Annotated in this window: 16 protein-coding genes, 1 pseudogene and 1 other annotated feature; of the genes and pseudogenes, 15 read left to right on the top strand and 2 right to left on the bottom strand. The window is 45.7% G+C overall.

The features are described from left to right. Positions 1-132: 132 nt before the first annotated feature. Positions 133-350, top strand: a binding site (T-box leader). Between the two features lie 53 nt (positions 351-403). The 14 genes and pseudogenes from ileS to B6A27_RS19055 all read left to right on the top strand — a co-directional run. Continuing rightward, complete coding sequence (gene ileS, locus B6A27_RS06620) at positions 404-3,178, top strand: isoleucine--tRNA ligase (RefSeq protein WP_080860899.1); 2,775 nt, start codon at positions 404-406, stop codon at positions 3,176-3,178. Positions 3,179-3,603: 425 nt separating this feature from the next. Continuing rightward, entirely contained in the window at positions 3,604-4,086 is a 483-nt protein-coding gene (gene lspA / locus B6A27_RS06615; RefSeq protein WP_183186348.1) for a signal peptidase II, read from the top strand. After that, positions 4,086-4,997: an RluA family pseudouridine synthase gene (locus B6A27_RS06610; RefSeq protein WP_080860897.1), complete on the top strand. Its 912-nt coding sequence runs from the start codon at positions 4,086-4,088 to the stop codon at positions 4,995-4,997. The genes lspA and B6A27_RS06610 overlap by 1 nt, the downstream gene beginning before the upstream one ends. 158 nt (positions 4,998-5,155) lie before the next feature. Next, positions 5,156-5,698, top strand: coding sequence for a bifunctional pyr operon transcriptional regulator/uracil phosphoribosyltransferase PyrR (gene pyrR / locus B6A27_RS06605; RefSeq protein ID WP_066147163.1), 543 nt, complete (start codon positions 5,156-5,158; stop codon positions 5,696-5,698). A 152-nt stretch (positions 5,699-5,850) separates the two neighbouring features. Next, the gene (locus B6A27_RS06600; RefSeq protein WP_080860895.1) at positions 5,851-7,152 is read left to right on the top strand and encodes a solute carrier family 23 protein; all 1,302 of its coding nucleotides are present in this window, start codon (positions 5,851-5,853) and stop codon (positions 7,150-7,152) included. 169 nt (positions 7,153-7,321) lie between these two features. Continuing rightward, positions 7,322-8,254, top strand: a complete 933-nt coding sequence (locus B6A27_RS06595) for an aspartate carbamoyltransferase catalytic subunit (protein WP_080860893.1) — start codon at positions 7,322-7,324, stop codon at positions 8,252-8,254. Beyond that, positions 8,220-9,506 (top strand): dihydroorotase, encoded by a 1,287-nt coding sequence (locus tag B6A27_RS06590; protein ID WP_080860891.1) that lies wholly within the window; start codon positions 8,220-8,222, stop codon positions 9,504-9,506. The genes B6A27_RS06595 and B6A27_RS06590 overlap by 35 nt, the downstream gene beginning before the upstream one ends. Beyond that, entirely contained in the window at positions 9,503-10,597 is a 1,095-nt protein-coding gene (locus tag B6A27_RS06585) for a carbamoyl phosphate synthase small subunit (protein WP_044746569.1), read from the top strand. Before B6A27_RS06590 ends, B6A27_RS06585 begins: the two co-directional genes overlap by 4 nt. Next, positions 10,590-13,787 (top strand): carbamoyl-phosphate synthase large subunit, encoded by a 3,198-nt coding sequence (carB, locus tag B6A27_RS06580; RefSeq protein ID WP_080860889.1) that lies wholly within the window; start codon positions 10,590-10,592, stop codon positions 13,785-13,787. The genes B6A27_RS06585 and carB overlap by 8 nt, the downstream gene beginning before the upstream one ends. Further along, on the top strand, positions 13,784-14,554 hold the full coding sequence (locus B6A27_RS06575; RefSeq protein ID WP_080860888.1) for a dihydroorotate dehydrogenase electron transfer subunit: 771 nt from the start codon (positions 13,784-13,786) through the stop codon (positions 14,552-14,554). The genes carB and B6A27_RS06575 overlap by 4 nt, the downstream gene beginning before the upstream one ends. Further along, positions 14,551-15,492 (top strand): dihydroorotate dehydrogenase, encoded by a 942-nt coding sequence (locus B6A27_RS06570; protein WP_080860887.1) that lies wholly within the window; start codon positions 14,551-14,553, stop codon positions 15,490-15,492. Before B6A27_RS06575 ends, B6A27_RS06570 begins: the two co-directional genes overlap by 4 nt. Beyond that, entirely contained in the window at positions 15,464-16,183 is a 720-nt protein-coding gene (pyrF, locus tag B6A27_RS06565; RefSeq protein ID WP_080860886.1) for an orotidine-5'-phosphate decarboxylase, read from the top strand. The genes B6A27_RS06570 and pyrF overlap by 29 nt, the downstream gene beginning before the upstream one ends. After that, a complete protein-coding gene (gene pyrE, locus B6A27_RS06560; protein ID WP_066147182.1) occupies positions 16,180-16,803 on the top strand; it encodes an orotate phosphoribosyltransferase in 624 nt (207 codons plus the stop codon). The genes pyrF and pyrE overlap by 4 nt, the downstream gene beginning before the upstream one ends. 50 nt (positions 16,804-16,853) lie before the next feature. Continuing rightward, positions 16,854-17,015, top strand: a pseudogene (locus B6A27_RS19055) (Uma2 family endonuclease); the annotation flags it as partial. Positions 17,016-17,104: 89 nt separating this feature from the next. On the opposite strand, the gene B6A27_RS06550 reads toward B6A27_RS19055, so the two are convergent. Both B6A27_RS06550 and B6A27_RS06545 read right to left on the bottom strand, forming a co-directional pair. Then, positions 17,105-18,217, bottom strand: coding sequence for a hypothetical protein (locus B6A27_RS06550; RefSeq protein ID WP_080860885.1), 1,113 nt, complete (start codon positions 18,215-18,217; stop codon positions 17,105-17,107). 652 nt (positions 18,218-18,869) lie between these two features. Further along, the gene (locus B6A27_RS06545) at positions 18,870-20,582 is read right to left on the bottom strand and encodes an Rqc2 family fibronectin-binding protein (RefSeq protein WP_080860884.1); all 1,713 of its coding nucleotides are present in this window, start codon (positions 20,580-20,582) and stop codon (positions 18,870-18,872) included. 104 nt (positions 20,583-20,686) lie between these two features. On the opposite strand from B6A27_RS06545, the gene B6A27_RS06540 reads away from it, so the two are divergent. Beyond that, positions 20,687-23,377: a calcium-translocating P-type ATPase, SERCA-type gene (locus tag B6A27_RS06540; protein ID WP_080860883.1), complete on the top strand. Its 2,691-nt coding sequence runs from the start codon at positions 20,687-20,689 to the stop codon at positions 23,375-23,377. Positions 23,378-23,382: the final 5 nt, after the last annotated feature.

Genomic DNA, 23,382 nt, shown 5'->3' with positions numbered 1-23,382 from the left:
GAAAGGTTCTTTTGTCGTAGAACTGAGAAGCTCCCACTTCAAGCGTTAGCTAAGTGGTGAGTAGTTTACCAGCTGTGCAGCTGAATGAAGGCGTATGAATGGATGACCATTCAAGTATAAGATACAATATTGTGATCAACGATGAAAGGGACAGTAGCTCTTTCATATGCTTATTGTAGCGAGCTGGGGACGGTGGAAGCCCGGCATAAGCGAAAGAGTGAAGATCACCCTGGAGTTCCCACGCTGAATTGGTGAGTAAGCGATGGCGCGTCATTCCCGTTACGAATGTGAAGAGGGCTATCATACATAGCCAATAAGGGTGGTACCGCGAGGCCGTTCTCGTCCCTTTTGGGAGAGAGCGGCTTTTTATATTTGATGATGATGAAGATGGAGGAATGTGGAGATGGACTATAAAGATACATTATTGATGCCGCAAACAAATTTTCCAATGCGTGGAAATCTCCCGCGGCGCGAACCGCAAATGCAAACAAAATGGGAAGAGATGGATATCTATCGAAAAGTTCAGGAGCGCACGAAAGGACGTCCGCTATTTGTGCTGCATGATGGCCCTCCATATGCAAATGGTGATATCCATATGGGGCATGCGCTCAATAAAATTCTCAAAGATTTTATCGTTCGCTATAAATCAATGAGCGGTTACTGTGCTCCATATGTTCCTGGTTGGGATACACATGGGTTGCCAATTGAAACAGCCTTGACAAAAAATAAAGGTGTCAACCGCAAGACAATGAGTGTTGCGGACTTCCGTAAACTTTGTGAAGAGTATGCTTATGAACAAATTGACAGTCAGCGTCAGCAATTTAAGCGTCTCGGGGTTCGCGGTGATTGGAACAATCCATATGTCACATTAAAGCCGGAATATGAAGCTCAGCAAATCAAAGTATTTGGCGAGATGGCGAAAAAAGGGCTCATTTATAAAGGCCTAAAGCCTGTATACTGGTCTCCATCCAGCGAATCAGCATTAGCTGAAGCAGAGATTGAATATAAAGATAAACGCTCTCCATCTATTTATGTGGCTTTCCCTGTTAAAGATGGAAAAGGCGTTCTTGAAGGTGACGAGAAAATTATCATTTGGACAACGACCCCTTGGACGATTCCTGCTAACTTAGGAATTGCCGTCCATCCGAACTTAGAATATAGCGTTGTTCGAGTCAATGATGAAAAATATGTAGTTGCTTCTGCTCTCCTCCCTTCGGTCAAAAAAGAAATTGGCTGGGAGGAAGCGGAGGTGATCAAAACACTGAAAGGAAACGAGCTTGAGTACGTCGTAGCGAAGCATCCGTTTTATGAACGTAATTCACTCGTCGTTTGCGGTGAACATGTTACAACCGATGCAGGAACAGGATGCGTCCATACAGCGCCGGGACATGGGGAGGATGATTTCCTCATCGGACAAAAATATCATCTCGGCGTGCTTTGTCCGGTTGATGAACGAGGCTATATGACAGAGGAAGCCCCGGGATTTGCAGGATTGTTCTACGATGATGCCAACAAAGCTGTGACAGAAAAGTTAAAAGAAGCGGGTGCATTATTAAAACTGCAGTTTATTACGCACTCATACCCACACGATTGGAGAACAAAGCAACCGACCATTTTCCGGGCAACAGCACAATGGTTTGCTTCCATTGATCAAATTCGCGATGAATTACTAAAAGCTGTTCAAGAGACTAAATGGATCCCTGCTTGGGGAGAAACGCGTTTATATAACATGGTTCGTGACCGAGGCGACTGGTGTATCTCGCGACAACGCGCATGGGGAGTACCGATCCCGGTCTTTTATGCAGAGGACGGTGAGCCAATCATCACGGATGAAACGATTGAACACGTATCCAACCTATTTAGACAATATGGTTCAAACATCTGGTTTGAGAGAGAAGCAAAAGATTTGCTTCCAGAAGGCTTTACTCATCCATCAAGCCCGAATGGCATTTTTACAAAAGAGACAGACATTATGGATGTGTGGTTTGATTCAGGCTCATCACATCAAGCTGTTTTAGAGGAACGTGATGATCTGCAGCGCCCAGCGGACCTTTATCTGGAAGGATCTGACCAATATCGCGGCTGGTTTAACTCTTCGCTTTCCACAGCTGTTGCTGTGACGGGAAAAGCACCATATAAAGCCGTATTAAGCCATGGCTTTGTGCTTGACGGGGAAGGACGCAAGATGAGTAAGTCACTTGGAAATGTCGTCGTTCCAGCGAAGGTCATGGAACAATTAGGAGCCGATATCCTGCGGCTTTGGGTTGCTTCGGTTGATTATCAGGCAGATGTGCGTATTTCTGATAACATTTTAAAACAAGTAGCGGAAGTATATCGAAAAATTCGCAATACATTCCGTTTCTTGCTTGGCAACTTATTTGATTTTGATCCGCAAATTCATGCGGTCCCATTGGCAAAGCTGCGCGAAGTGGACCGCTATATGCTGGTGAAATTAAATCAATTAATCCAAAAGGTAAAGCATTCATATGAAAGATATGAATTTGCTACCATTTATCACGATATCAATAATTTCTGTACAGTAGATTTGAGTGCGTTCTATCTCGATTTTTCAAAAGATGTTCTTTATATTGAAACAGCTGATCATCAAGAACGCCGCTCTATTCAAACGGTTCTGTATGAGACGCTCGTCGCCTTAACGAAGCTTATGGCTCCAATTTTACCGCATACAGCCGATGAGGTATGGGGGCATATTCCGAATCGAAAAGAAAAGGAAGAGAGCGTCCAGCTTGTTGATATGCCGGAAGTGCAAGAGCTGGAAGGAGCCGATCAGCTGCTAAAAAAATGGGATGCGTTTATGAGTGTGCGCGATGATGTTCTAAAAGCATTAGAGATCGCACGAAATGAAAAAGTGATTGGTAAGTCATTGACAGCTAGCTTAATGGTTTATCCAACTCCGGAAACAAAGCAGCTGCTTGATTCCATCGCGGAAAGCTTGAAGCAGTTATTTATCGTTTCTGGATTTACGGTGGCAGGAGATTATGCCGAAGCGCCAGCAGAAGCACAAAAATTTGCGAGCATGGCGATTGTCGTCCAACAGGCAAAAGGAGACACTTGCGAGCGCTGCTGGGTTGTCACACCAGAAGTCGGCCAAGATAAAGAGCATCCGACTTTATGCCCACGCTGCGCGCAAATTGTTAAAGAATATAGCCAAGCATAAGAGGTCACGTTACAGCAAAAAGGCTGCCGTCACAGGCAGCCTTTTTTAGCTGATGCGCCGTTCGCGAAGCCTTTCGCTGTTGAACGACGTATATATAAGGGATTCATAATTCCGGCATTGACTCCATTTGCGAATGATCGAGATTAAACGAAAAGATGAAACATGTCGCCTATTCAAAAGCCGATTCGATTTTATGACGGTTGTCCGCCTGTCATATTGGTTCATTGGATCGGGGGTTTTGATATATTTATTGATATGGTTACCCGGGATTACATTGCGAAAATGGAAAGAGCGAAAGGTTCGCTCAATTGTATATAAGAGAAGAGCAATGTGTGCGAGGCCCGGCAGGTTTTGGACATATGCAAAAGCGTCTAAACATGCATTGTCTATTATTCGTCGGTTATGCTACAATTCATAAAGTACATATGTCAAGTTGTGGAGGGAGTTGCGTGTTTTATTATTTGATCGCCCTGATTGTCATTATCATTGACCAGTTTACAAAGTGGCTCGTGGCTACACGCATGCAAATAGGAGAAAGCATTTCAGTGATTCCGAATGTGCTTTATATTACGTCCCATCGAAATCGTGGCGCGGCGTGGGGAATTTTACAAGGTCAATTTTGGCTATTTTATTTAATTACGATCATTGTTGTGATCGGGTTAGTGTTCTATATTCGGCGTCTGCCGCGCGAAGAGCGTCTGTTTGGTGTCGCTCTTGGCTTTATGCTCGGCGGAGCGATCGGCAATTTTATTGACCGATTAGTTCGCAAGGAGGTTGTGGATTTTATTCATACATATATTTTTAATTTCCCGATTTTTAACATTGCGGATTCCGCCTTATGCATCGGGGTAGCCCTTGTCTTTTTACAAACCTTTATTGGCGGAGCGAAGAAAAAGGAGAATCAGTAATGGATGTAATACAGTTTCAGATTGAGGAAGCGTATGACCGCGAACGAATTGATAAAGTCATTGCTGCTTTAAATGGCGAATGGTCTCGCTCACAGGTTCAGCAATGGATCAAAGATGGACTTGTGACCGTCAACGGAACGGAAATAAAAGCGAATTATAAATGTTCTGTCGGGGATGAAGTAGCGGTGGAACTTCCAGAGCCAGAACCACTGGATGTAGAGCCGGAAGAGATGTCATTAGACATTTATTATGAGGATGCCGATGTTTTGGTTGTAAACAAACCGAGAGGAATGGTTGTCCATCCAGCACCAGGTCATATGAGGGGGACGCTGGTTAACGGTTTGCTTGCCCATTGCAAGGATTTATCAGGCATTAACGGCATACTTCGTCCAGGAATTGTTCATCGGATTGATAAAGACACATCTGGTTTGCTTATGGTAGCAAAAAATGATATGGCGCATGAAGCGCTGGTCAATCAGCTTGTTCATAAAACCGTCACGCGTAAATATAAAGCCATCGTTCACGGAGTCATTCCTCATGATTACGGTACGGTCGATGCTCCGATTGGCCGCGATCAACATGATCGTCAAAGCATGGCTGTTGTGGAGAATGGAAAGGAAGCTGTGACGCATTTTCGGGTTGTAGAGAGATTTTCTAATTTTACGTTTATTGAATGTCAACTAGAAACGGGAAGAACGCATCAGATTCGCGTTCATATGAAATATATTGGTTATCCGCTTGCCGGAGATCCAAAATATGGACCTAAAAAAACGCTACCGATCAATGGACAGGCACTGCATGCAGGTGTACTTGGATTTACTCATCCACGGACAGGAGAGTATTTAGAATTCGAAGCACCGCTTCCGCATGAATTTGTCGAGGTTTTGGACATGCTTAGAAATAATCGTTGACAAAAGCTTTATCCGCTTTTACAATAAAGCTAAGTGAATAGTAGTCCTTTAAAATCAGTCCCGTGAGGCTGAGAAGGAGCCGGATTTAAATACAGCAAATGTGGTTGTTTTCTGCCCTCTCACCGATCGGTGGGAGGGTTTTTTGCGGAGGTGAAAAAATGCAAAAGGCAGTAGTGATGGATGAACAGGCGATTCGCCGGGCCCTGACGCGCATTGCTCACGAGATTATTGAGCGAAATAAAGGAATTGAAAACTGTGTGCTTGTCGGCATTAAAACGCGCGGCATTTACTTAGCCAAGCGGCTGGCGGAGCGAATTGAACAGATCGAAGGCGCGGCGATGCCTGTCGGAGAGCTTGATATTACGCTATATCGCGATGATTTAACGGTAAAAACAGGCGATAAGGAACCGCTTGTAAAAGGATCTAATATTTCGTTTGATGTGACAAACCAAAAGGTTGTACTTGTAGATGACGTCTTATTTACGGGGCGGACGGTGCGTGCGGCCATGGATGCCATCATTGATTTCGGGCGTCCGGCGCAAATCCAGCTGGCTGTGCTGATTGACCGCGGTCACCGTGAACTGCCGATCCGCGCGGATTTTGTTGGCAAAAATGTACCGACCTCGAGTTCAGAAATTATTGTAGTAGAATTAAAAGAAGTGGATCAAGTGGATCAAGTCACCATTCATGAGAACGTGTAACCGCCCTTTTAAAGGCAGTCCTGAGAGACTGACAAAGGGGGTCAAATTGGTCTGCCGATTTTTTAGGCAACGATTGCACCCTCTTTGCACCATCTGGGCAAAGAGGGGTTTTTTTATGACTCAATCATAGTCGGAAGGAGATTGAAAAAACAATGAATAAGCCTGTATTGGGAATTAAAGATAGACCTTCGCCAGTTCAATGGTTGACGCTTAGTCTTCAACATTTGTTTGCCATGTTTGGCGCGACCATTTTAGTGCCTTATCTTGTCGGTTTAAGCCCTTCAATGGCTCTCATTTCTAGCGGTCTCGGAACACTCGCGTTTTTAATGATTACAAAATGGCAAGTTCCGGCCTATCTCGGTTCCTCCTTTGCCTTTATCTCACCGATTATTGCAGCAAAAGCGGCAGGAGGTCCTGGAGCAGCCATGGTTGGCAGCTTCTTAGCCGGTGCTGTCTATGGAATTGTCGCTTTAGTCATTAAAAGAGCCGGCTATCGTTGGATTATGAAATTATTGCCTCCAATTGTTGTCGGTCCTGTGATTATTGTCATCGGCCTCGGCCTTGCGAATACAGCCGTTGGCATGGCAATGAACGGTCCAGATGGAAAATATAATCTCACTTATTTTTCTGCAGCGCTTGTGACGCTCGCGGCAACCATTATCTGTTCCGTCTATTTGCGCGGTTTGCTTAGTTTAGTGCCAATTCTTATCGGGATTGTGGTTGGATATGTGTATTCTCTAGCAGCAGGAGTGGTGGATTTGTCTCCGATTGCTAAAGCTAAATGGCTTGAAATGCCAGATTTCTTGATTCCTTTTGTTGATTATCCTGTGCATGTAACGGGAAAGATTATTTTACTGATGGTTCCGGTAGCGCTTGTCACATTGTCTGAACATATTGGCCATCAACTTGTATTAAGTAAAGTTGTTGGACAAGATTACATTAAAAAGCCTGGATTGCATCGCTCGATTTTGGGCGATGGAACAGCGACGATGATTTCTGCCTTAATTGGCGGACCGCCAAAAACGACATATGGAGAAAATATTGGTGTGCTTGCCATCACACGAGTGTATAGCGTGTATGTGCTGGCTGGCGCAGCGGCGTTCGCTATTATCTTTGGATTTATCGGAAAGGTGACCGCTTTAATCAGTACGATCCCAACCCCGGTTATGGGCGGAGTTTCGATTCTGCTGTTTGGAATTATCGCATCGTCCGGGTTGCGCATGCTCGTCGATAGCAAAATTGACTTTGGAGATAAACGAAACTTAGTGATTTCCTCTGTCATCTTGGTGATTGGAATTGGCGGAGCCATCTTAAAAGTGTCTGAGAATTTCCAGATTCAAGGAATGGCATTAGCGGCTATCAGCGGTGTTATTTTGAACTTGCTTTTGCCTGGACGCCCAGAAATAAATGAAAATATGTTTGAACTTGAAGAAAATAAAGATCATGTCGCGTAGTGCCGCCTTTTAATTAAGTCCTGTGAGACTTAAAAGGGTGTTGCCGTTCGCGCAAAAAAGAAATGAAAGTCATCATATGGCTTTCTTTCTGCACACCTTTTTGCGCCCAAAACTGTAGCACCCTGTCGAGTAAGGCAGGGTGCTTTTTTATAAAACAGGAGGGAATAAAATGAGCCATTTGCTTACCTTATCGGAATTGTCGCTCGATGATATACAAAATCTGCTTTATGAAGCAGAAAGGTTTCGACAGGGAGCCAGCTTTGCCAGTTCAAAACCGTTTTTTGTGGCGAACTTGTTTTTTGAACCGAGCACAAGAACAAAATGTAGCTTTGAAGTAGCAGAAAGAAGACTAGGACTCCATGTCGTACCATTCGATGCAGAAATGTCAAGCGTTCAAAAAGGAGAGACATTATATGACACGATCCGTACGCTGGAGTCGATTGGTGTGCAGACGGTCGTCATTCGCCATCCAGAGGACCGCTATTTTGAAACACTCCGCCATTCGATTCACATTCCAATCATCAATGCAGGAGATGGATGTGGCCATCACCCGACCCAATCATTGTTAGATTTGATGACCATCCAGCAAGAATTTGGAACGTTTCAAGGGATCACCGTTGCGATTGTCGGGGATATTCGCCATAGCCGTGTCGCTCGCTCGAATGCTGAAATATTGACAAGACTGGGTGCAACTGTCCTTTTTTCAAGTCCAGAGGAGTGGAAGGATGAACGAAATGGTTATGGCACTTATGTTGATTTGGATGTGGCTGTAAAAGAGGCGGATGTCATCATGCTGCTTCGGATTCAGCACGAACGTCATGGAGAGAAGATGGGACTGACGAAAGAACAGTACCATCAACAATACGGATTAACGGTGGAACGGTCGCAAAAAATGAAAACGCGCAGCATCATTTTGCATCCGGCCCCTGTCAATCGCGGCGTTGAAATTGCTAGCGAGCTTGTCGAGTGCGAACGGTCGCGTATTTTTAAGCAAATGGAAAACGGCGTTTATGTGCGCATGGCGGTATTAAAAAGAGCTGTGGAAACTTGTGAAGGAGGAATCAAGTATGGCGGTTATTTTAAAAAATGCTCGTTCGCTTAATGAAGAAGGAGAGCTTGTGGCGACAGAGGTGAAAATGGTTGGGGATGTCATTACACAGATCGCATCTTGCATTGATGCAGGAGAAGAGGATGAACAGGTAGATGTCGGCGGCCAGCTGCTCGCTCCAGGTTTGATCGATTTGCATGTCCATTTGCGTGAGCCGGGCGGTGAGCATAAGGAAACGATCGCATCAGGTTCATTAGCAGCGGCGAAAGGAGGATTTACAACGATTGCGGCCATGCCGAATACTCGTCCGGTTCCTGATACAAAGGAACAAATGGAATGGCTTCAAGAACGCATTCGCCAAACAGCCTATGTGAACGTCCTTCCATATGCTTCGATCACGATTCGCCAGCTTGGGAAGGAACGGACTGATTTTGCAGCGTTAAAGGCATCTGGAGCTTTCGCTTTTACGGATGATGGAGTAGGTGTGCAGAATGCGCGCATGATGTATGAAGCCATGAAGGAAGCAGCTGCCTTAGATATGGCTATTGTCGCCCATTGCGAAGAGGAAACACTTACATATAAGGGCTGTGTTCATGATGGGGAGTTCGCACGAAAATACGAACTCTCGGGCATCCCATCGATTGCCGAATCCGTTCATATTGCTCGCGATGTTTTATTGGCTGAAGCGGCTGGATGCCATTATCATGTTTGCCACATCAGCACAAAGGAATCTGTCCGTGTGGTGCGTGAAGCCAAACGTGCCGGTATTCGCGTGACGGCCGAAGTGACGCCGCATCATCTCCTGCTTTGCGATGAAGATATTCCGGAGCTGGATGCCAATTTTAAAATGAATCCTCCGTTAAGAAGCAAAGAAGATCGCGCTGCATTGATCGAGGGACTGCTTGATGGGACGATCGATTTTATCGCGACTGACCATGCGCCGCATACGGAGGAAGAAAAGCGAGAAGGCATGGAGCTGGCTCCATTTGGAATTGTTGGACTTGAGACAGCTTTTCCACTGCTCTATACAAATTTAGTTGAACCCCACATTTGTACGTTAAAGCAATTGATTGATTGGCTGACCAAAAAGCCAGCAGAAGCGTTTGGACTCCGGCAAGGAAAATTAGCGGTCGGCGCAAAAGCGGATTTGACGGTTATTGATTTGCAAACAGAGCATCCAATTGATCCAGATACGTTTGTGTCAAAAGGTAAAAATACCCCATTTGCTGGTTGGATATGTAAAGGTTGGCCAACGATGACGTTTGTGAACGGAAAACTTGTATGGCAGAAAGGGAGAGAGGAATGAAACGACAGCTTATTTTAGAAGACGGTACATTTTTTATTGGAGAAGCGTTTGGAAGTACAGCACAAAAAATGGGGGAGGTCGTGTTTAATACAGGAATGACAGGCTATCAAGAGATTTTATCAGACCCTTCCTATTGTGGTCAGTTTGTCACGATGACCTACCCTTTGATCGGTAATTATGGCATTAATCGTGATGATTTTGAAGCGATTGAACCGCATATTCATGGGCTGATTGTCAAGGAAGTATGCCGCACTCCTTCTAATTGGCGAAGTGAGATCACGATTGATGAATATTTGAAAGAAAAAAATATTCCTGGTCTTGCTGGAATCGATACAAGAAAGCTCACTCGCATGATTCGCCAGCACGGAACATTAAAAGGAATGATTTGTGATTTAGATGTCAGTGTTGCCGAGATCGTAAGCGATTTGAAGAAAACAAAGCTGCCGACCGATCAAGTGAAGCGGGTTTCTACGAAAAGCGCATATCCGAGCCCTGGACGGGGACATCGTGTTGTTTTGCTTGACTTTGGAATGAAACATGGAATTTTACGGGAATTAAATAAGCGGAACTGTGATGTCATTGTTCTTCCTTATCATGCAACCTCTCAGGATGTGCTAAACCTTCATCCCGACGGAGTGATGCTTTCAAATGGTCCTGGCGATCCAAAAAACGTTCCAGAAGCGATTGAGATGATTCGTGGCATTCTCGGTCGTGTTCCACTTTTTGGTATTTGTCTTGGCCATCAGCTGTTCGCGCTTGCCTGCGGGGCCGATACTGAAAAAATGAAATTCGGTCACCGCGGCTCGAACCATCCTGTGAAGCATCTTGCAACAGGAAAGGTGGCTATTACCTCGCAAAATCATGGCTATACGGTCATGGCATCATCATTAAAGCAAACACGTTTAGAGGTGACGCACGTGGCATTAAATGACGGAACGATTGAGGGGCTGCGCCATTTGGATTATCCGGCATTTACTGTGCAATATCATCCAGAAGCCTCTCCAGGCCCAGAGGATGCCAATCATTTGTTTGATGAGTTTATTGCCATGATTGAACAGTTTAAAAAAGAGAGGGAGATCGTTCATGCCTAAACGTCAAGATATCGAAACGATTTTAGTGATCGGCTCTGGCCCCATTGTCATCGGACAGGCAGCGGAGTTTGACTATGCTGGAACACAGGCGTGTTTAGCCCTAAAAGAAGAAGGATATAAAGTCATTTTAGTCAACTCCAACCCTGCCACGATTATGACGGATACAGAGATTGCTGACAAAGTGTATATGGAACCATTGACGCTGGAGTTTGTTTCCCGCATCATCCGCAAAGAGCGTCCAGATGCGATCTTGCCGACGCTTGGGGGACAGACAGGCTTGAATTTAGCTGTGGAGCTTGCGGAAGCAGGCGTTTTAGAAGAATGTGGGGTCGAAATTCTTGGAACAAAGCTGGAGGCCATTCAGAAAGCTGAAGACCGGGAATTGTTCCGAGCGTTAATGAAGGAGTTAGGAGAGCCAGTTCCAGAAAGCGACATTATCCATAGTTTAGACGAAGCTTATGCATTTGTTGAAAAAATCGGCTATCCGGTTATCGTCCGCCCCGCTTTTACGCTTGGCGGGACAGGAGGAGGCATTTGTACAAACGAAGCAGAGCTGATTGACATTGTTTCCAGCGGTTTAAAAATGAGTCCGGTTCATCAATGCTTGTTAGAAAAAAGCATTGCCGGCTATAAAGAAATTGAATATGAAGTGATGCGCGATGCTCAAGATCACGCGATTGTCGTATGCAATATGGAAAATATCGATCCAGTAGGCATTCATACAGGGGACTCACTTGTCGTTGCTCCAAGCCAAACGTTAAGCGACCGAGAGTATCAATTGTTGCGCAACGCTTCCTTGCGCATTATTCGCGCTCTGGGCATTGAAGGAGGCTGCAATGTTCAATTGGCACTTGATCCTCACAGTTTCCATTACTATGTCATCGAAGTAAATCCGCGCGTAAGTCGCTCATCTGCGCTGGCGTCGAAGGCAACCGGTTATCCGATTGCAAAGCTAGCAGCCAAAATTGCTGTCGGTTTAACGTTAGATGAGATCATGAATCCAGTAACAGGTCAAACATACGCCTGCTTTGAACCGGCTCTCGATTATGTGGTGACGAAAATTCCGCGTTTTCCATTTGATAAGTTTGAATCCGCGAACCGTCACCTTGGCACGCAAATGAAAGCGACGGGAGAGGTCATGGCAATCGGCCGAACATTTGAAGAATCGCTGCTGAAAGCTGTGCGCTCACTTGAGACAAACGTCCATCATTTAGAAATTAAAGAGGCTCGCCATGCTGACGATGAATTGATTGAAAAACGCATCCGCAAAGCGGGGGACGAGCGCCTTTTCTATATAGCGGAGGCTATTCGCCGCGGTATAGATATCGAGCAAATTCATGAATGGAGCCGAATTGACCGCTTTTTTTTACACAAGATTGCCCGCATTGTTCATTATGAAACGATGGTACGCGAGCATGTTGGAGATTTGGATGTGCTGCGAAAGGCAAAGCAAATGGGGTTTGCTGATGCAGCCATCTCAGAATTTTGGAACATGAATGAACGAGATGTATACCAATTAAGAAAACAAGCGGGGATTGTCCCTATTTACAAAATGGTTGATACGTGTGCCGCTGAATTTATGTCAGAAACTCCGTATTATTATGGAACCTATGAAGAAGAAAATGAATCGGTGGTGACGCAGAAGGAAAGCGTCGTTGTGTTGGGATCGGGCCCGATCCGCATTGGACAAGGCATCGAATTCGATTATGCGACCGTTCATTCTGTCTGGGCTATTAAAGAAGCAGGGTATGAGGCGATTATTATTAACAATAATCCGGAGACGGTATCGACAGATTTTAGTGTTTCAGACAAGCTCTATTTTGAACCACTAACGATCGAAGATGTGATGCATGTCATTGATCTGGAACAGCCGATTGGTGTCATTGTGCAATTCGGCGGGCAAACCGCCATCAATTTAGCTGCCGAATTAGCAGCGCGCGGTGTCCGTATTCTTGGCACCTCATTGGAGGATTTGGACCGCGCAGAAAATCGCGATAAATTTGAACAAACGCTGTCGCACTTAGGCATTCCGCAGCCGAAAGGAAAAACCGCTTATTCGGTTGAAGAATCGGTGCGGATCGCAGCTGAAATCGGCTATCCGGTGCTTGTTCGCCCATCGTATGTGCTCGGTGGCCGAGCGATGGAGATCGTCTATAAAGAGGCGGAACTTTTATACTATATGGAACATGCAGTCAAAGTCAATCCGCAGCATCCCGTGCTAATAGATCGGTATTTAATCGGGAAAGAAATTGAAGTCGATGCCATTTCCGATGGAGAAACGGTATTCATTCCAGGTATTATGGAGCATATCGAGCGAGCGGGTGTCCATTCCGGCGATTCGATTGCGGTCTATCCACCGCAAACATTGACAGATGAGATTCAACAAAAAATCGTGGATTATACAATTAAACTGGCGAAGGGATTGCACATTGTCGGACTGCTCAACATCCAGTTTGTCATGTACCAAAATGAAATATATGTGCTAGAAGTCAATCCACGTTCCAGTCGAACGGTTCCGTTTTTAAGCAAAATTACAAATGTGCCGATGGCCAACATCGCCACTAAAGTCATTTTAGGAGAAACGCTTGTTGAGCTTGGTTATCAAACAGGATTGAAACAAGCAAGTGAAGGGGTATATGTTAAAGCTCCCGTCTTCTCATTTGCCAAACTGCGAAATGTTGATATTTCGCTTGGCCCGGAAATGAAATCAACAGGCGAAGTCATCGGAAAGGATGTAACATTTGAAAAAGCGTTATATAAAGGACTTTTAGCCTCTGGCATTCATATTCGTCCATATGGCGCGGTGTTGCTTACAGTGGCTGATAAAGATAAAGCTGAAGCGATTGAAGTAGCTCGCCGCTTTCATCATATTGGCTACCAGCTTCTTGCCACAAATGGTACAGCTGAAGCGTTGCGGGCCGCCCATATTCCGGTAACCATTGTGAACAAAATTCATTCGGAATCACCCAATATTTTAGATATTATCCGTCAAGGAAAAGCACAAGTGGTCATTAATACGTTAACGAAAGGGAAACAGCCGGAAAGTGACGGATTTCGAATTCGCCGTGAAGCGGTGGAAAACGGAATTCCATGCTTAACGTCGCTTGATACGGCAAAAGCCATGCTGCAGGTGATGGAGTCGATGACGTTTGCGATGACGGCCATGTCGGAAAAGAAGGTGCATGCATGAAAATGGAAAAAATGACCATTGTTTATCATGAACCGATTGCCCGAAACATTTATCAGTTAATCCTAGCTGGAACACTTGTTCAAGAGATGAATGAAGCAGGGCAATTTGTCCATATCAAAGTAGGAGAGCGAACAGATCCGCTATTGCGCCGTCCGCTTAGCCTTTGCGACATTAATAAAGAAGCAAGTGAGTGTACCATTATTTACCGAAAAGAAGGAACGGGTACTGCGCTCCTTTCGGAAAAGAAAAAAGGAGAGGTCATTGATGTGCTCGGTCCTCTTGGAAACGGCTTTCCGCTTGAAGCTGTTCAGGTGGGACAGCGCGCGCTTCTTGTCGGGGGCGGTATTGGTGTTCCTCCCCTCTATGAACTGGCTAAGCAGCTTGTAAAAAAAGGGGTAACTGTGACGAGTATACTTGGCTTTCAAACACAAGATGTTGTTTTTTATGAGCGAGAGTTTGCTTCGCTCGGTGAAGTTTACATTGCTACTGCTGACGGTTCTTACGGGACGAAAGGATTTGTGACCGATGTGCTCGGCGGACGTGGGCTTTCGTTCGACGTGCTGTATGCGTGCGGTCCAAAGCCGATGCTAAAAGCGCTTGAGCAGAAGTTTCCGGATAAAGAGGTGTATCTTTCATTGGAAGAGCGGATGAGCTGCGGCATCGGCGCCTGTTTTGCCTGCGTTTGCCGCGTTCCTAACAATGAAACAGCCTACAAAAAAGTTTGTAGCGATGGTCCTGTATTTAAAGTCGGGGAGGTGGTGCTATGAGCCGTTTAGCGGTGGAATTGCCGGGGCTTTCCTTAAAGAATCCGGTTATGCCGGCTTCTGGATGTTTTGGCTTCGGACGGGAATACGCTAAGCTTTATGATTTAAGCCAATTAGGGGCCATTATGATCAAAGCAACAACACGTGAACCGCGTTTTGGCAATCCAACCCCAAGGGTTGCGGAAACGCCAAGCGGCATGCTCAATGCGATTGGACTGCAAAATCCAGGATTAGAAAAAGTGATCGAGGAAGAACTTTCATGGCTCGCGCAATACGACGTGCCGATTATTGCCAATATCGCCGGCTCGATGATGGAGGATTATGTGGAAGTCGCCAAGCGGATTTCGCAAGCGCCGAATGTTCATGCTCTTGAGCTCAATATCTCATGTCCAAATGTAAAAAAAGGTGGCATTGCGTTTGGAACCGTACCAGAAGTAGCCGCTGAGCTCACTCGCCTCGTTAAGCAAGTATCCGCCGTCCCTGTCTATGTAAAGCTGTCGCCGAATGTGACGAACATTGTGGAAATGGCCAAGGCGATTGAAGCGGCGGGAGCAGATGGTCTGACCATGATTAATACGCTCCTTGGCATGCGAATCGATATAAAAACAGCTGAACCGATTTTGGCTAACCGTACAGGGGGACTTTCTGGTCCTGCGATTAAGCCGATCGCGATCCGCATGATTTATGAAGTAAGCCAAGAGGTATCCATTCCGATTATCGGCATGGGCGGAATTGCAACGGCTGAAGATGCTCTGGAATTTTTCTACGCCGGCGCCAGCGCTGTTGCGATCGGAACGGCAAATTTTGTCGATCCGTTTGTTTGTCCAACTATTGTGGCTGAGCTGCCGGCATTACTTGACGAGCTCGGATTTGACCATATTTCTCAATGTATCGGAAGGAGCTGGAACAAAGGTGGACCAACCGTTTATTGTGGCACTTGATTTTCAATCGCGCGAAGAAGTCGAAGCGTTTTTGCGTCCATTTGTCCGTGAGCCGCTTTTTGTAAAAGTTGGGATGGAACTGTATTATCAAGAAGGGCCTGACATCATCACCGCTTTAAAAAAGCAAGGGCACCACATTTTTTTAGATTTAAAGCTTCACGATATCCCAAATACGGTGAAGCAAGCGATGAAGGGGTTCGCCCGCCTTGGGATAGACTTAGTGAATGTTCATGCTGCTGGTGGGACCAGCATGATGAAAGCAGCATTAGAAGGATTGGAAGCGGGGACGCCAAGCGGAGCGCCTCGTCCAGCTTGTATAGCGGTCACACAACTGACGAGTACGAGTGAACAAATGATGCAACGCGAGCTTTGGATTTCACGGACGATGGCGGAAACAGTGCTTCACTACGCTTTGCTTGCCCAAGAAAGTGGCTTGGACGGCGTTGTTTGTTCCGCAAAGGAGGTACCGCTGATCCGTGAACACTGTGGAGCCTCATTTTTAACAGTGACTCCTGGCATCCGCTTTGCTGATGAGGAAGCGAACGATCAAGCGCGTGTTGTCACACCAAAAGAAGCTCGAAAGTTCGGTTCAAGCTTCGTTGTTGTTGGCCGCAGCATCACCCGAGCTGCTGATCCGCATGCGGCGTATGAGCGCCTTAAACAAGAATGGAATCAGGAGGAATCATCATGAACAAAGAAATTGCCACACATTTGCTGCAAATTGGCGCAGTTTCGTTACAGCCAAACGAACCGTTTATATGGTCATCCGGGTTGAAATCACCGATTTATTGCGACAACCGCCTGACACTTGCTTATCCACATGTGAGAAGCATAATCGCAGATGGATTGGCCCAGCTTATTCGCGCGCATTTTCCAGATGTGGAGATTATTGCGGGAACAGCGACTGCCGGCATTCCGCATGCGTCATGGACGAGCGAGCGTCTTGGGTTACCGATGTGTTATGTGCGTAGCCAAGCAAAAGCACATGGAAGAGGAAAACAAATTGAGGGGAAAGTAGAGAGGGGACAAAAAGTCGTTGTTGTTGAAGATTTAATTTCTACGGGCGGCAGTTCGTTAACTGCTGTTGGTGCCTTAAAAGAAGCCGGATGTGATGTATTAGGCGTTATTGCTATTTTTACATACGGCTTGGAAAAAGGAAAGCAAGCGTTTGCCGAAAGCGATGTACAAGTGCATACGTTGACGGATTATGACAGCCTCATTGAAACGGCGGTGGAGCTCGGCGTTGTGGGCGAACAAGACCTCGCGACGCTGCGCGATTGGCGAAAACAGCCGGAGGCATGGGGGAAATAAACATATATGTGGAGTGCGAATGATACGATCATTCGCGCTCTTTTTTTATTATGGCTTATGGTGTGAAAGAGTATTGAATTGTCAATCCGATGAAAGAGGCTGTGACGGTCTATGCTTTGAATGAAGAAGAGCTATATGAGCAAGCGGATATTCAAGTGCAGACAGGAACGGTGCAGTCTGCGTGTTTTCCTGACTTGCGCATCGATTTACAAAGAAACAACCGCCAATTGGCGGTTGCTGTTTATTTGAGGGAAATGATATCTTGTCAAAAGAGGAATAATCGTTGTATTTACGAGAGGAGTTACTTTGCTTTTAATGCGCGAATGGCATTTTCGTGCTCAAGCGAGCGAAAGGCAAGCGATTGGAGAACAAGCTCTTGGCGTGCTTGTGAAGCGATAACATCATCCAGCTTTTGCAACGCTTCGGCGAGCGTTTGCTTTATCGTTGGAATTTCTTTAACCGTTTCCTGCATCTCCAGCACGGCTTGTTTGATAAACGGAATATCTTTTATATCTTCTTTTGTGGCCATTGTTTGTTCAATATGCTCGATCCGTTTCTCCATAGCGACCATATCGTCTTTGGTGGCCATGCGCCGTTCAATGCTGTTGAGATCGTCTTTAGTGGCCATGCGCTGCTCGATGCTGTTGAGATCGTCTTTGGTGGCCATGCGCTGCTCGATGTTGTTGAGATCGTCTTTGGTGGCCATGCGCCGTTCAATGCTGTTGAGATCGTCTTTAGTGGCCATGCGCTGCTCGATGCTGTTGAGATCGTCTTTGGTGGCCATGCGCTGCTCGATGCTGTTGAGATCGTCTTTAGTGGCCATGCGCCGTTCGATGCTGTTGAGATCGTCTTTGGTGGCCATGCGCTGCTCGATGTTGTTGAGATCGTCTTTGGTGGCCATGCGCTGCTCGATGTTGTTGAGATCGTCTTTGGTGGCCATTGTTTCCTCAATTTGCTGGATCCGCTTGTCCATTGCAGCGACATCCTCTTTCGTCGCCATGGCATGTTCAACTCGATCAAAGCGCTTGTCGATGACAGTCAGATCGTCTTTTGTCGCCATGGTTTGCTCCACACGCTCGATCCGTTTGTTCATGGCAGTCAGATCGTCTTTTGTCGCCATGGTTTGCTCCACACGCTCGATCCGCTTCTCCATAGCAGCCATGTCCTCTTTCGTCGCCATGGCATGTTCAACCCGATCAAAGCGCTTGTCGATGACAGTCAGATCGTCTTTTGTCGCCATGGTTTGCTCCACACGCTCGATCCGTTTGTTCATGGCAGCCAGATCGTCTTTTGTCGCCATGGTTTGCTCCACACGCTCGATCCGCTTCTCCATAGCAGCCATGTCCTCTTTCGTCGCCATATGATGACGCAAAAATGACAGCTCGTCAAAAATCCTACTCAATATCTGATCCATTTCATTTTTTCACCTCCTTTTTTGATTACGAGATTATTATAGCATCCTTTTATTGATGTTCTCTATCAATTTTAGAAGACTTCTCAGTAGATAAAAAAACATGAAACTTGTTTAACTTTATCCAGTTGAGAAGTCCCCCATTTCTAAGTCTTGTGCAACTTGATGAAAGTGGGAGACGAATTGACTTCGGGCAAGGACAGGCTTTTGCCTGTTTAACGTAATTTCCGAAAGAAGTCTCCCGCCTCAAGGAACGTGAAGGGCACAGCCCCGTGAGTAGACGGGAGATGAATGTCGGTTGGCGTTAGCCAAAACGCATGATAGAATACGTGTATATCAGGTTCTTTGTGAATGGGATATTAGGGGGTTGCATGGAGAAATCAAATGCGAAAACCGAGCCGAGCCTTCCATGCGTAAAATATCCAAGGTACAAAAGAACTCCGAATCGTCGGACATCTAGGGTGGGGACGACCCCAAGTAACGCTCAGGGAGACGAAAGGTAGCTTTCGTTGCGGAACTGAGAAGCTCCCACTTCGAAGCGCTAGCAAAGTGGCGATTCGTTCACAAGTCTGCTTTATGCAAGCCATTCCTTTTTCATGCCAAGATTCCAATAAAGCAAAAATTCCCTGTAATTTGAGTTCAAACCGTCTGTTCATCAGACGGTTTTTTTCATTTGAATTACCAATTCCTCATCCGGCGTGACGTATATGGTTTGTTGGTTTTCATAGATCACAAAGCCAGGCTTTGCTCCATTTGGTTTTTTGACATAGCGGATCCGCGTGAAGTCGACAGGCACGGAGCTTGATTGCCGCGCTTTGCTGAAATAGGCAGCAAGGTTAGCGGCTTCCGCAATTGTTTGTTGGGACGGATTTTTACTGCGAATGACGACATGGGAGCCGGGAATGTCTTTTGTATGCAACCAAATTTCATCTTTTTGTGCGAGTTTGTTCGTCAAGTAGTCGTTTTGTTTATTGTTTTTACCAACGAGAATTTCCGTGCCATCGCTTGCTACGTAACGTTCGAGTTCAATCGTGCGCGGCTTTTGTTTTTTTTGTTTTGTGGCTTTTGCTCGTAAATAGCCTTGCTCGATCAGCTCATCACGAATTTCTTCGATATCTTTCGGTGCGGCGGTGTCGAGCTGCTGCAATAGCGTATCAAAATAAACGATTTCTTTGTTTGTCTGTTCGATTTGCTCTTGAACGATGTGAATAGCATTTTTCGCCTTTTGATATTTTTGAAAATAGCTTTGTGCATTTTCTGACGGTGACTTTTGTGCATCAAGCGGAATCATGACGGTTTCCCCGTTTGCATCGTAATAGTTGATGACCCCGATTTCTTTCATCCCTCGTTTGACTGCGTACAGATAGGCGGTTAACAGCTCCCCGTAAAGCCGATATTGCTCGGCTTGTTTTGCTTCTTCTAATGTTTGTTCCAATTTCAAAAGCTTTTTCTCATTTTTCGCCTTTTCATTGGCGACAAACCGTTCTAAATCGTGTGCCTGCTGTTTGACGCGGTCGCGCTCAGCCTTGCCAAAATAGAAGCGGTCAAGCATTTCTCCGAGCGTGACGAACGGCTTTGCTTCCGCCTGTAAATGCATAAGTGGCAGAACGTAAAACCATTCCTTTTGTCCATTTGTATATATACAAGGAGAAAAATGCCCGCTCTTTACTTCTTCCATAAGCGATATAAAGCTTTTTGGCAAAGTGGAGCGATTGGCGAGCCCTGCGCGGAAAGCCACCTCATTGGCAAACAGAGGCGAGAGGCCGGAAAAGGAAGCGACAAGCTGCTCTGGCAGCTTTCCAGCGTGAAAATCAAGTGTTTTCATGATCATTTCTTCAGTGGCTTTCAGCGGATTGAGTTTACCGTGTGACGGTGGCGCTACGTATGGCTGGCCGGGAAGCACCGTGCGATAGCGGTTGATAGCCGGCGATAGATGCTTAATGCTGTCAATGATCCTATTTGTTTCTTTATCGATCAAGATGATGTTACTATGCCGTCCCATAATCTCTATCATTAGCTGCTTAATGGAGAGATCGCCAATTTCATTCCGTCCCTTTACTTCAATCATGATCACCCGATCAAAATCCATTTGCCGAATCGATTCAATGACGCTCCCTTCTAAATGCTTGCGTAAAAGCATGCAAAACATCGGCGGTTCAGCAGGGTTGTCATATCCTTCATTTGTAAGGTGAACACGTGCATAGCTAGGATGTGCCGATAGCAGCAATTTGTAATTTCGCCCATGGGAGCGGATGTAAAGCAACAGCTCGTGCTGAAAAGGTTGGTAAATTTTTGTGATTCGTCCTCCTTCAAGCATTTTCTTTAATTCGTTCTTCATAGCATATGTAAATATTCCGTCAAAAGCCATATGAAACACCTTTCTCATTTTTTATTTCTGCAATTATCATATCATTTTTTTGGACATGTCTGAATAAGCTTTCATAGAAAAGCGACAAGGGAGGAGGAGTAAGGATGCAATGGCATACGCTCGCGCCAAATGATGTAGCAAAGGAGGCACATACTGATCTTGCTAAAGGTTTAACAACGGAAGAAGCAACAAAACGGCTTAAGCGGTTTGGCTATAATGAACTAAAAGAGGCTAAAAAGCAATCGGCTCTCATTGTATTTTTGAATCAATTTCGCGATTTTATGGTTCTTGTTCTACTTGCAGCCACGATTATTTCCGGTTTTCTCGGAGAGTATGTTGATGCGATCGCGATTATTGTAATTGTGATTATGAATGCCTTTTTGGGCTTTTTTCAAGAACGACGCGCTGAAAAATCATTGGAAGCTCTCAAGCAGCTATCTGCTCCGCAAGCGACCGTATTACGCGACGGAGAATGGATGAAAATCCATTCTCAAGAGCTTGTTGTTGGCGATGTCATTAAATTTACCAGTGGTGATCGTATCGGTGCCGATGTAAGGTTAATTGATGCAAAGGGCTTAGAAATTGAAGAATCGGCATTGACAGGGGAGTCGGTGCCGACTGCAAAATTGGCAACACCGCTTGCAAATGAAAACACCGCAATTGGTGATTTGCATAATATGGCTTTCATGGGTACTCTTGTAACGAGAGGAAGCGGAGTGGGAGTTGTGATTGCCACAGGAATGAAAACCGCGATGGGGCAAATTGCGAACCTGCTACAAGAGGCGGAGACGGTCACGACTCCATTGCAGCGAAAATTAGAGCAGCTCGGTAAGATTTTGATTATTGTTGCTCTGCTGCTTACCGTTTTAGTTGTCGTTGTCGGCGTTATTCAAGGTCATGAACTGTATGAAATGTTTTTAGCGGGAGTGTCACTGGCGGTTGCCGCTATTCCGGAAGGGCTTCCTGCTATTGTGACCATTGCCTTGGCGCTTGGTGTGCAGCGGATGATTAAGAAAAACGCGATCGTTCGGAAGCTCCCTGCTGTAGAAACGTTAGGTTGTGCATCTGTCATTTGCTCTGATAAAACAGGAACAATGACGGAAAACATGATGACAGTAACAAACATATGGGCGAGCGGAAGGATGTGGACAGTCAGCGGAACGGGGCTTGAACTGAAAGGAGAATTTTATGAAAATGAACGGCCTATCAATATCAAAAAAGAAGCGGTACTGCAGCAGTTGCTGACATTTAGCGTCCTTTGCAATAGCTCGCAAATTAAGGAAAAGGAACATCGACGGTATATCGACGGGGATCCGACGGAGGGCGCGCTGCTTGTGGCAGCGGCAAAGGCAGGATTAACAAAAGCACAGCTAGAATCAGAGTTTACGGTTGAGCAGGAATTTCCGTTCGATTCGGAACGAAAAATGATGACAGTCATTGTGAAGGATAAATCAGGGAGAAGATGGATTATTACGAAAGGGGCTCCCGATGTACTTCTTGAAATTAGCGGACATATATGGTGGAACGGACGCACACAACCGATGACAGCGGACTGGCGAAAAACGGTGCAGCATGTCATCCATGCAATGGCCGGTAAGGCGTTGCGTACGATTGCTGTAGCCTACCGTCCGCTAACTGCAAAGGAACAGATTCCATCGGAAAAAGAAGCAGAAAAAGGCTTGACGTTGATGGGGATTCAAGGAATGATTGATCCACCGCGTCCGGAAGTAAAGAAAGCCGTACAGCAGTGTAAAGAGGCGGGCATTAAAACGGTGATGATTACGGGAGATCATTTGTTGACAGCAAAAGCGATTGCGAAACAGCTCGGTATTTTGCCACCAAAAGGAAAGATCATGGATGGTCCAACATTATCCCGGCTTTCGGTTGATGAGCTTGAAGAAGTCGTCGATGACATTTATGTGTTTGCGCGCGTGTCGCCGGAGCATAAACTAAAAATCGTGAAAGCTTTACAGAGAAGAGGACATGTGGTTGCTATGACCGGAGATGGAGTGAATGACGCTCCTGCGATTAAGGCAGCAGATATCGGGGTAGCGATGGGGAAATCCGGTACGGATGTAGCGAAGGAAGCGGCATCTCTTGTATTATTAGATGACAACTTCGCGACCATTCAATCGGCCATTCATGAGGGAAGAAACATTTACGAGAACATTCGCAAATTCATTCGCTACTTGCTTGCATCAAATGTTGGCGAAATTTTAGTGATGCTGTTTGCCATGCTGTTAGCACTGCCACTTCCGCTTGTACCGATTCAAATTTTATGGGTAAATTTAGTGACAGATGGGCTGCCAGCTATGGCCTTAGGGCTGGATCGTGCTGAAGAAAATGTCATGAGACGGAGACCAAGGCATCCAAAAGAAGGAGTGTTTTCTAGAGGGCTTGGCTGGAAAATCGTTAGCCGCGGGGTGATTATTGGGATTGTAACACTAGCCGCATTTATGACGGTTTATGAACGAAGTGGGAATAATTTGGCGTATGCGCAAACAGTGGCGTTTGCGACATTGGTGATGGCTCAACTTATTCACGTGTTTGATTGCCGTTGTGAACGATCCATTTTTGACCGCAATCCTCTCGGAAATATGTATCTGGTTTGGGCTGTATTGCTCTCCCTATTGCTGGTGCTTGTGGTGATTTATTATCCTCCGCTGCAACGTGTGTTCCATACGGTTTCAGTTGAGCTGCTTGATTGGATTTTAATCGTTGGGCTCGCGGCGCTGCCGACATTTTTGTTTGCTGGGTCGTTTTTAACAAGAAAATCACGAACAAATATGTTATAATATGC

This window comes from Anoxybacillus sp. UARK-01 (genome assembly GCF_002075365.1).
Classification (GTDB): domain Bacteria; phylum Bacillota; class Bacilli; order Bacillales; family Anoxybacillaceae; genus Anoxybacteroides; species Anoxybacteroides rupiense.
Note: the sequence above shows the minus strand (reverse complement) of the source record. Positions and strands in the feature narration are given on the sequence as shown.

Bases quoted from the DNA above. Each gene is read 5' to 3' on its own strand.
- B6A27_RS06595 (WP_080860893.1), top strand. From the start codon at position 7,322: ATGAGCCATTTGCTTACCTTATCGGAATTGTCGCTCGATGATATACAA.
- B6A27_RS06610 (WP_080860897.1), top strand. From the start codon at position 4,086: ATGGATGTAATACAGTTTCAGATTGAGGAAGCGTATGACCGCGAACGA.
- B6A27_RS06585 (WP_044746569.1), top strand. From the start codon at position 9,503: ATGAAACGACAGCTTATTTTAGAAGACGGTACATTTTTTATTGGAGAA.
- B6A27_RS06600 (WP_080860895.1), top strand. From the start codon at position 5,851: ATGAATAAGCCTGTATTGGGAATTAAAGATAGACCTTCGCCAGTTCAA.
- ileS (WP_080860899.1), top strand. From the start codon at position 404: ATGGACTATAAAGATACATTATTGATGCCGCAAACAAATTTTCCAATG.
- B6A27_RS06575 (WP_080860888.1), top strand. From the start codon at position 13,784: ATGAAAATGGAAAAAATGACCATTGTTTATCATGAACCGATTGCCCGA.
- B6A27_RS06570 (WP_080860887.1), top strand. From the start codon at position 14,551: ATGAGCCGTTTAGCGGTGGAATTGCCGGGGCTTTCCTTAAAGAATCCG.
- B6A27_RS06590 (WP_080860891.1), top strand. From the start codon at position 8,220: ATGGCGGTTATTTTAAAAAATGCTCGTTCGCTTAATGAAGAAGGAGAG.
- B6A27_RS06540 (WP_080860883.1), top strand. From the start codon at position 20,687: ATGCAATGGCATACGCTCGCGCCAAATGATGTAGCAAAGGAGGCACAT.
- B6A27_RS06550 (WP_080860885.1), bottom strand. From the start codon at position 18,217: ATGGATCAGATATTGAGTAGGATTTTTGACGAGCTGTCATTTTTGCGT.
- B6A27_RS06545 (WP_080860884.1), bottom strand. From the start codon at position 20,582: ATGGCTTTTGACGGAATATTTACATATGCTATGAAGAACGAATTAAAG.
- pyrR (WP_066147163.1), top strand. From the start codon at position 5,156: ATGCAAAAGGCAGTAGTGATGGATGAACAGGCGATTCGCCGGGCCCTG.
- lspA (WP_183186348.1), top strand. From the start codon at position 3,604: ATGTCAAGTTGTGGAGGGAGTTGCGTGTTTTATTATTTGATCGCCCTG.
- pyrE (WP_066147182.1), top strand. From the start codon at position 16,180: ATGAACAAAGAAATTGCCACACATTTGCTGCAAATTGGCGCAGTTTCG.
- carB (WP_080860889.1), top strand. From the start codon at position 10,590: ATGCCTAAACGTCAAGATATCGAAACGATTTTAGTGATCGGCTCTGGC.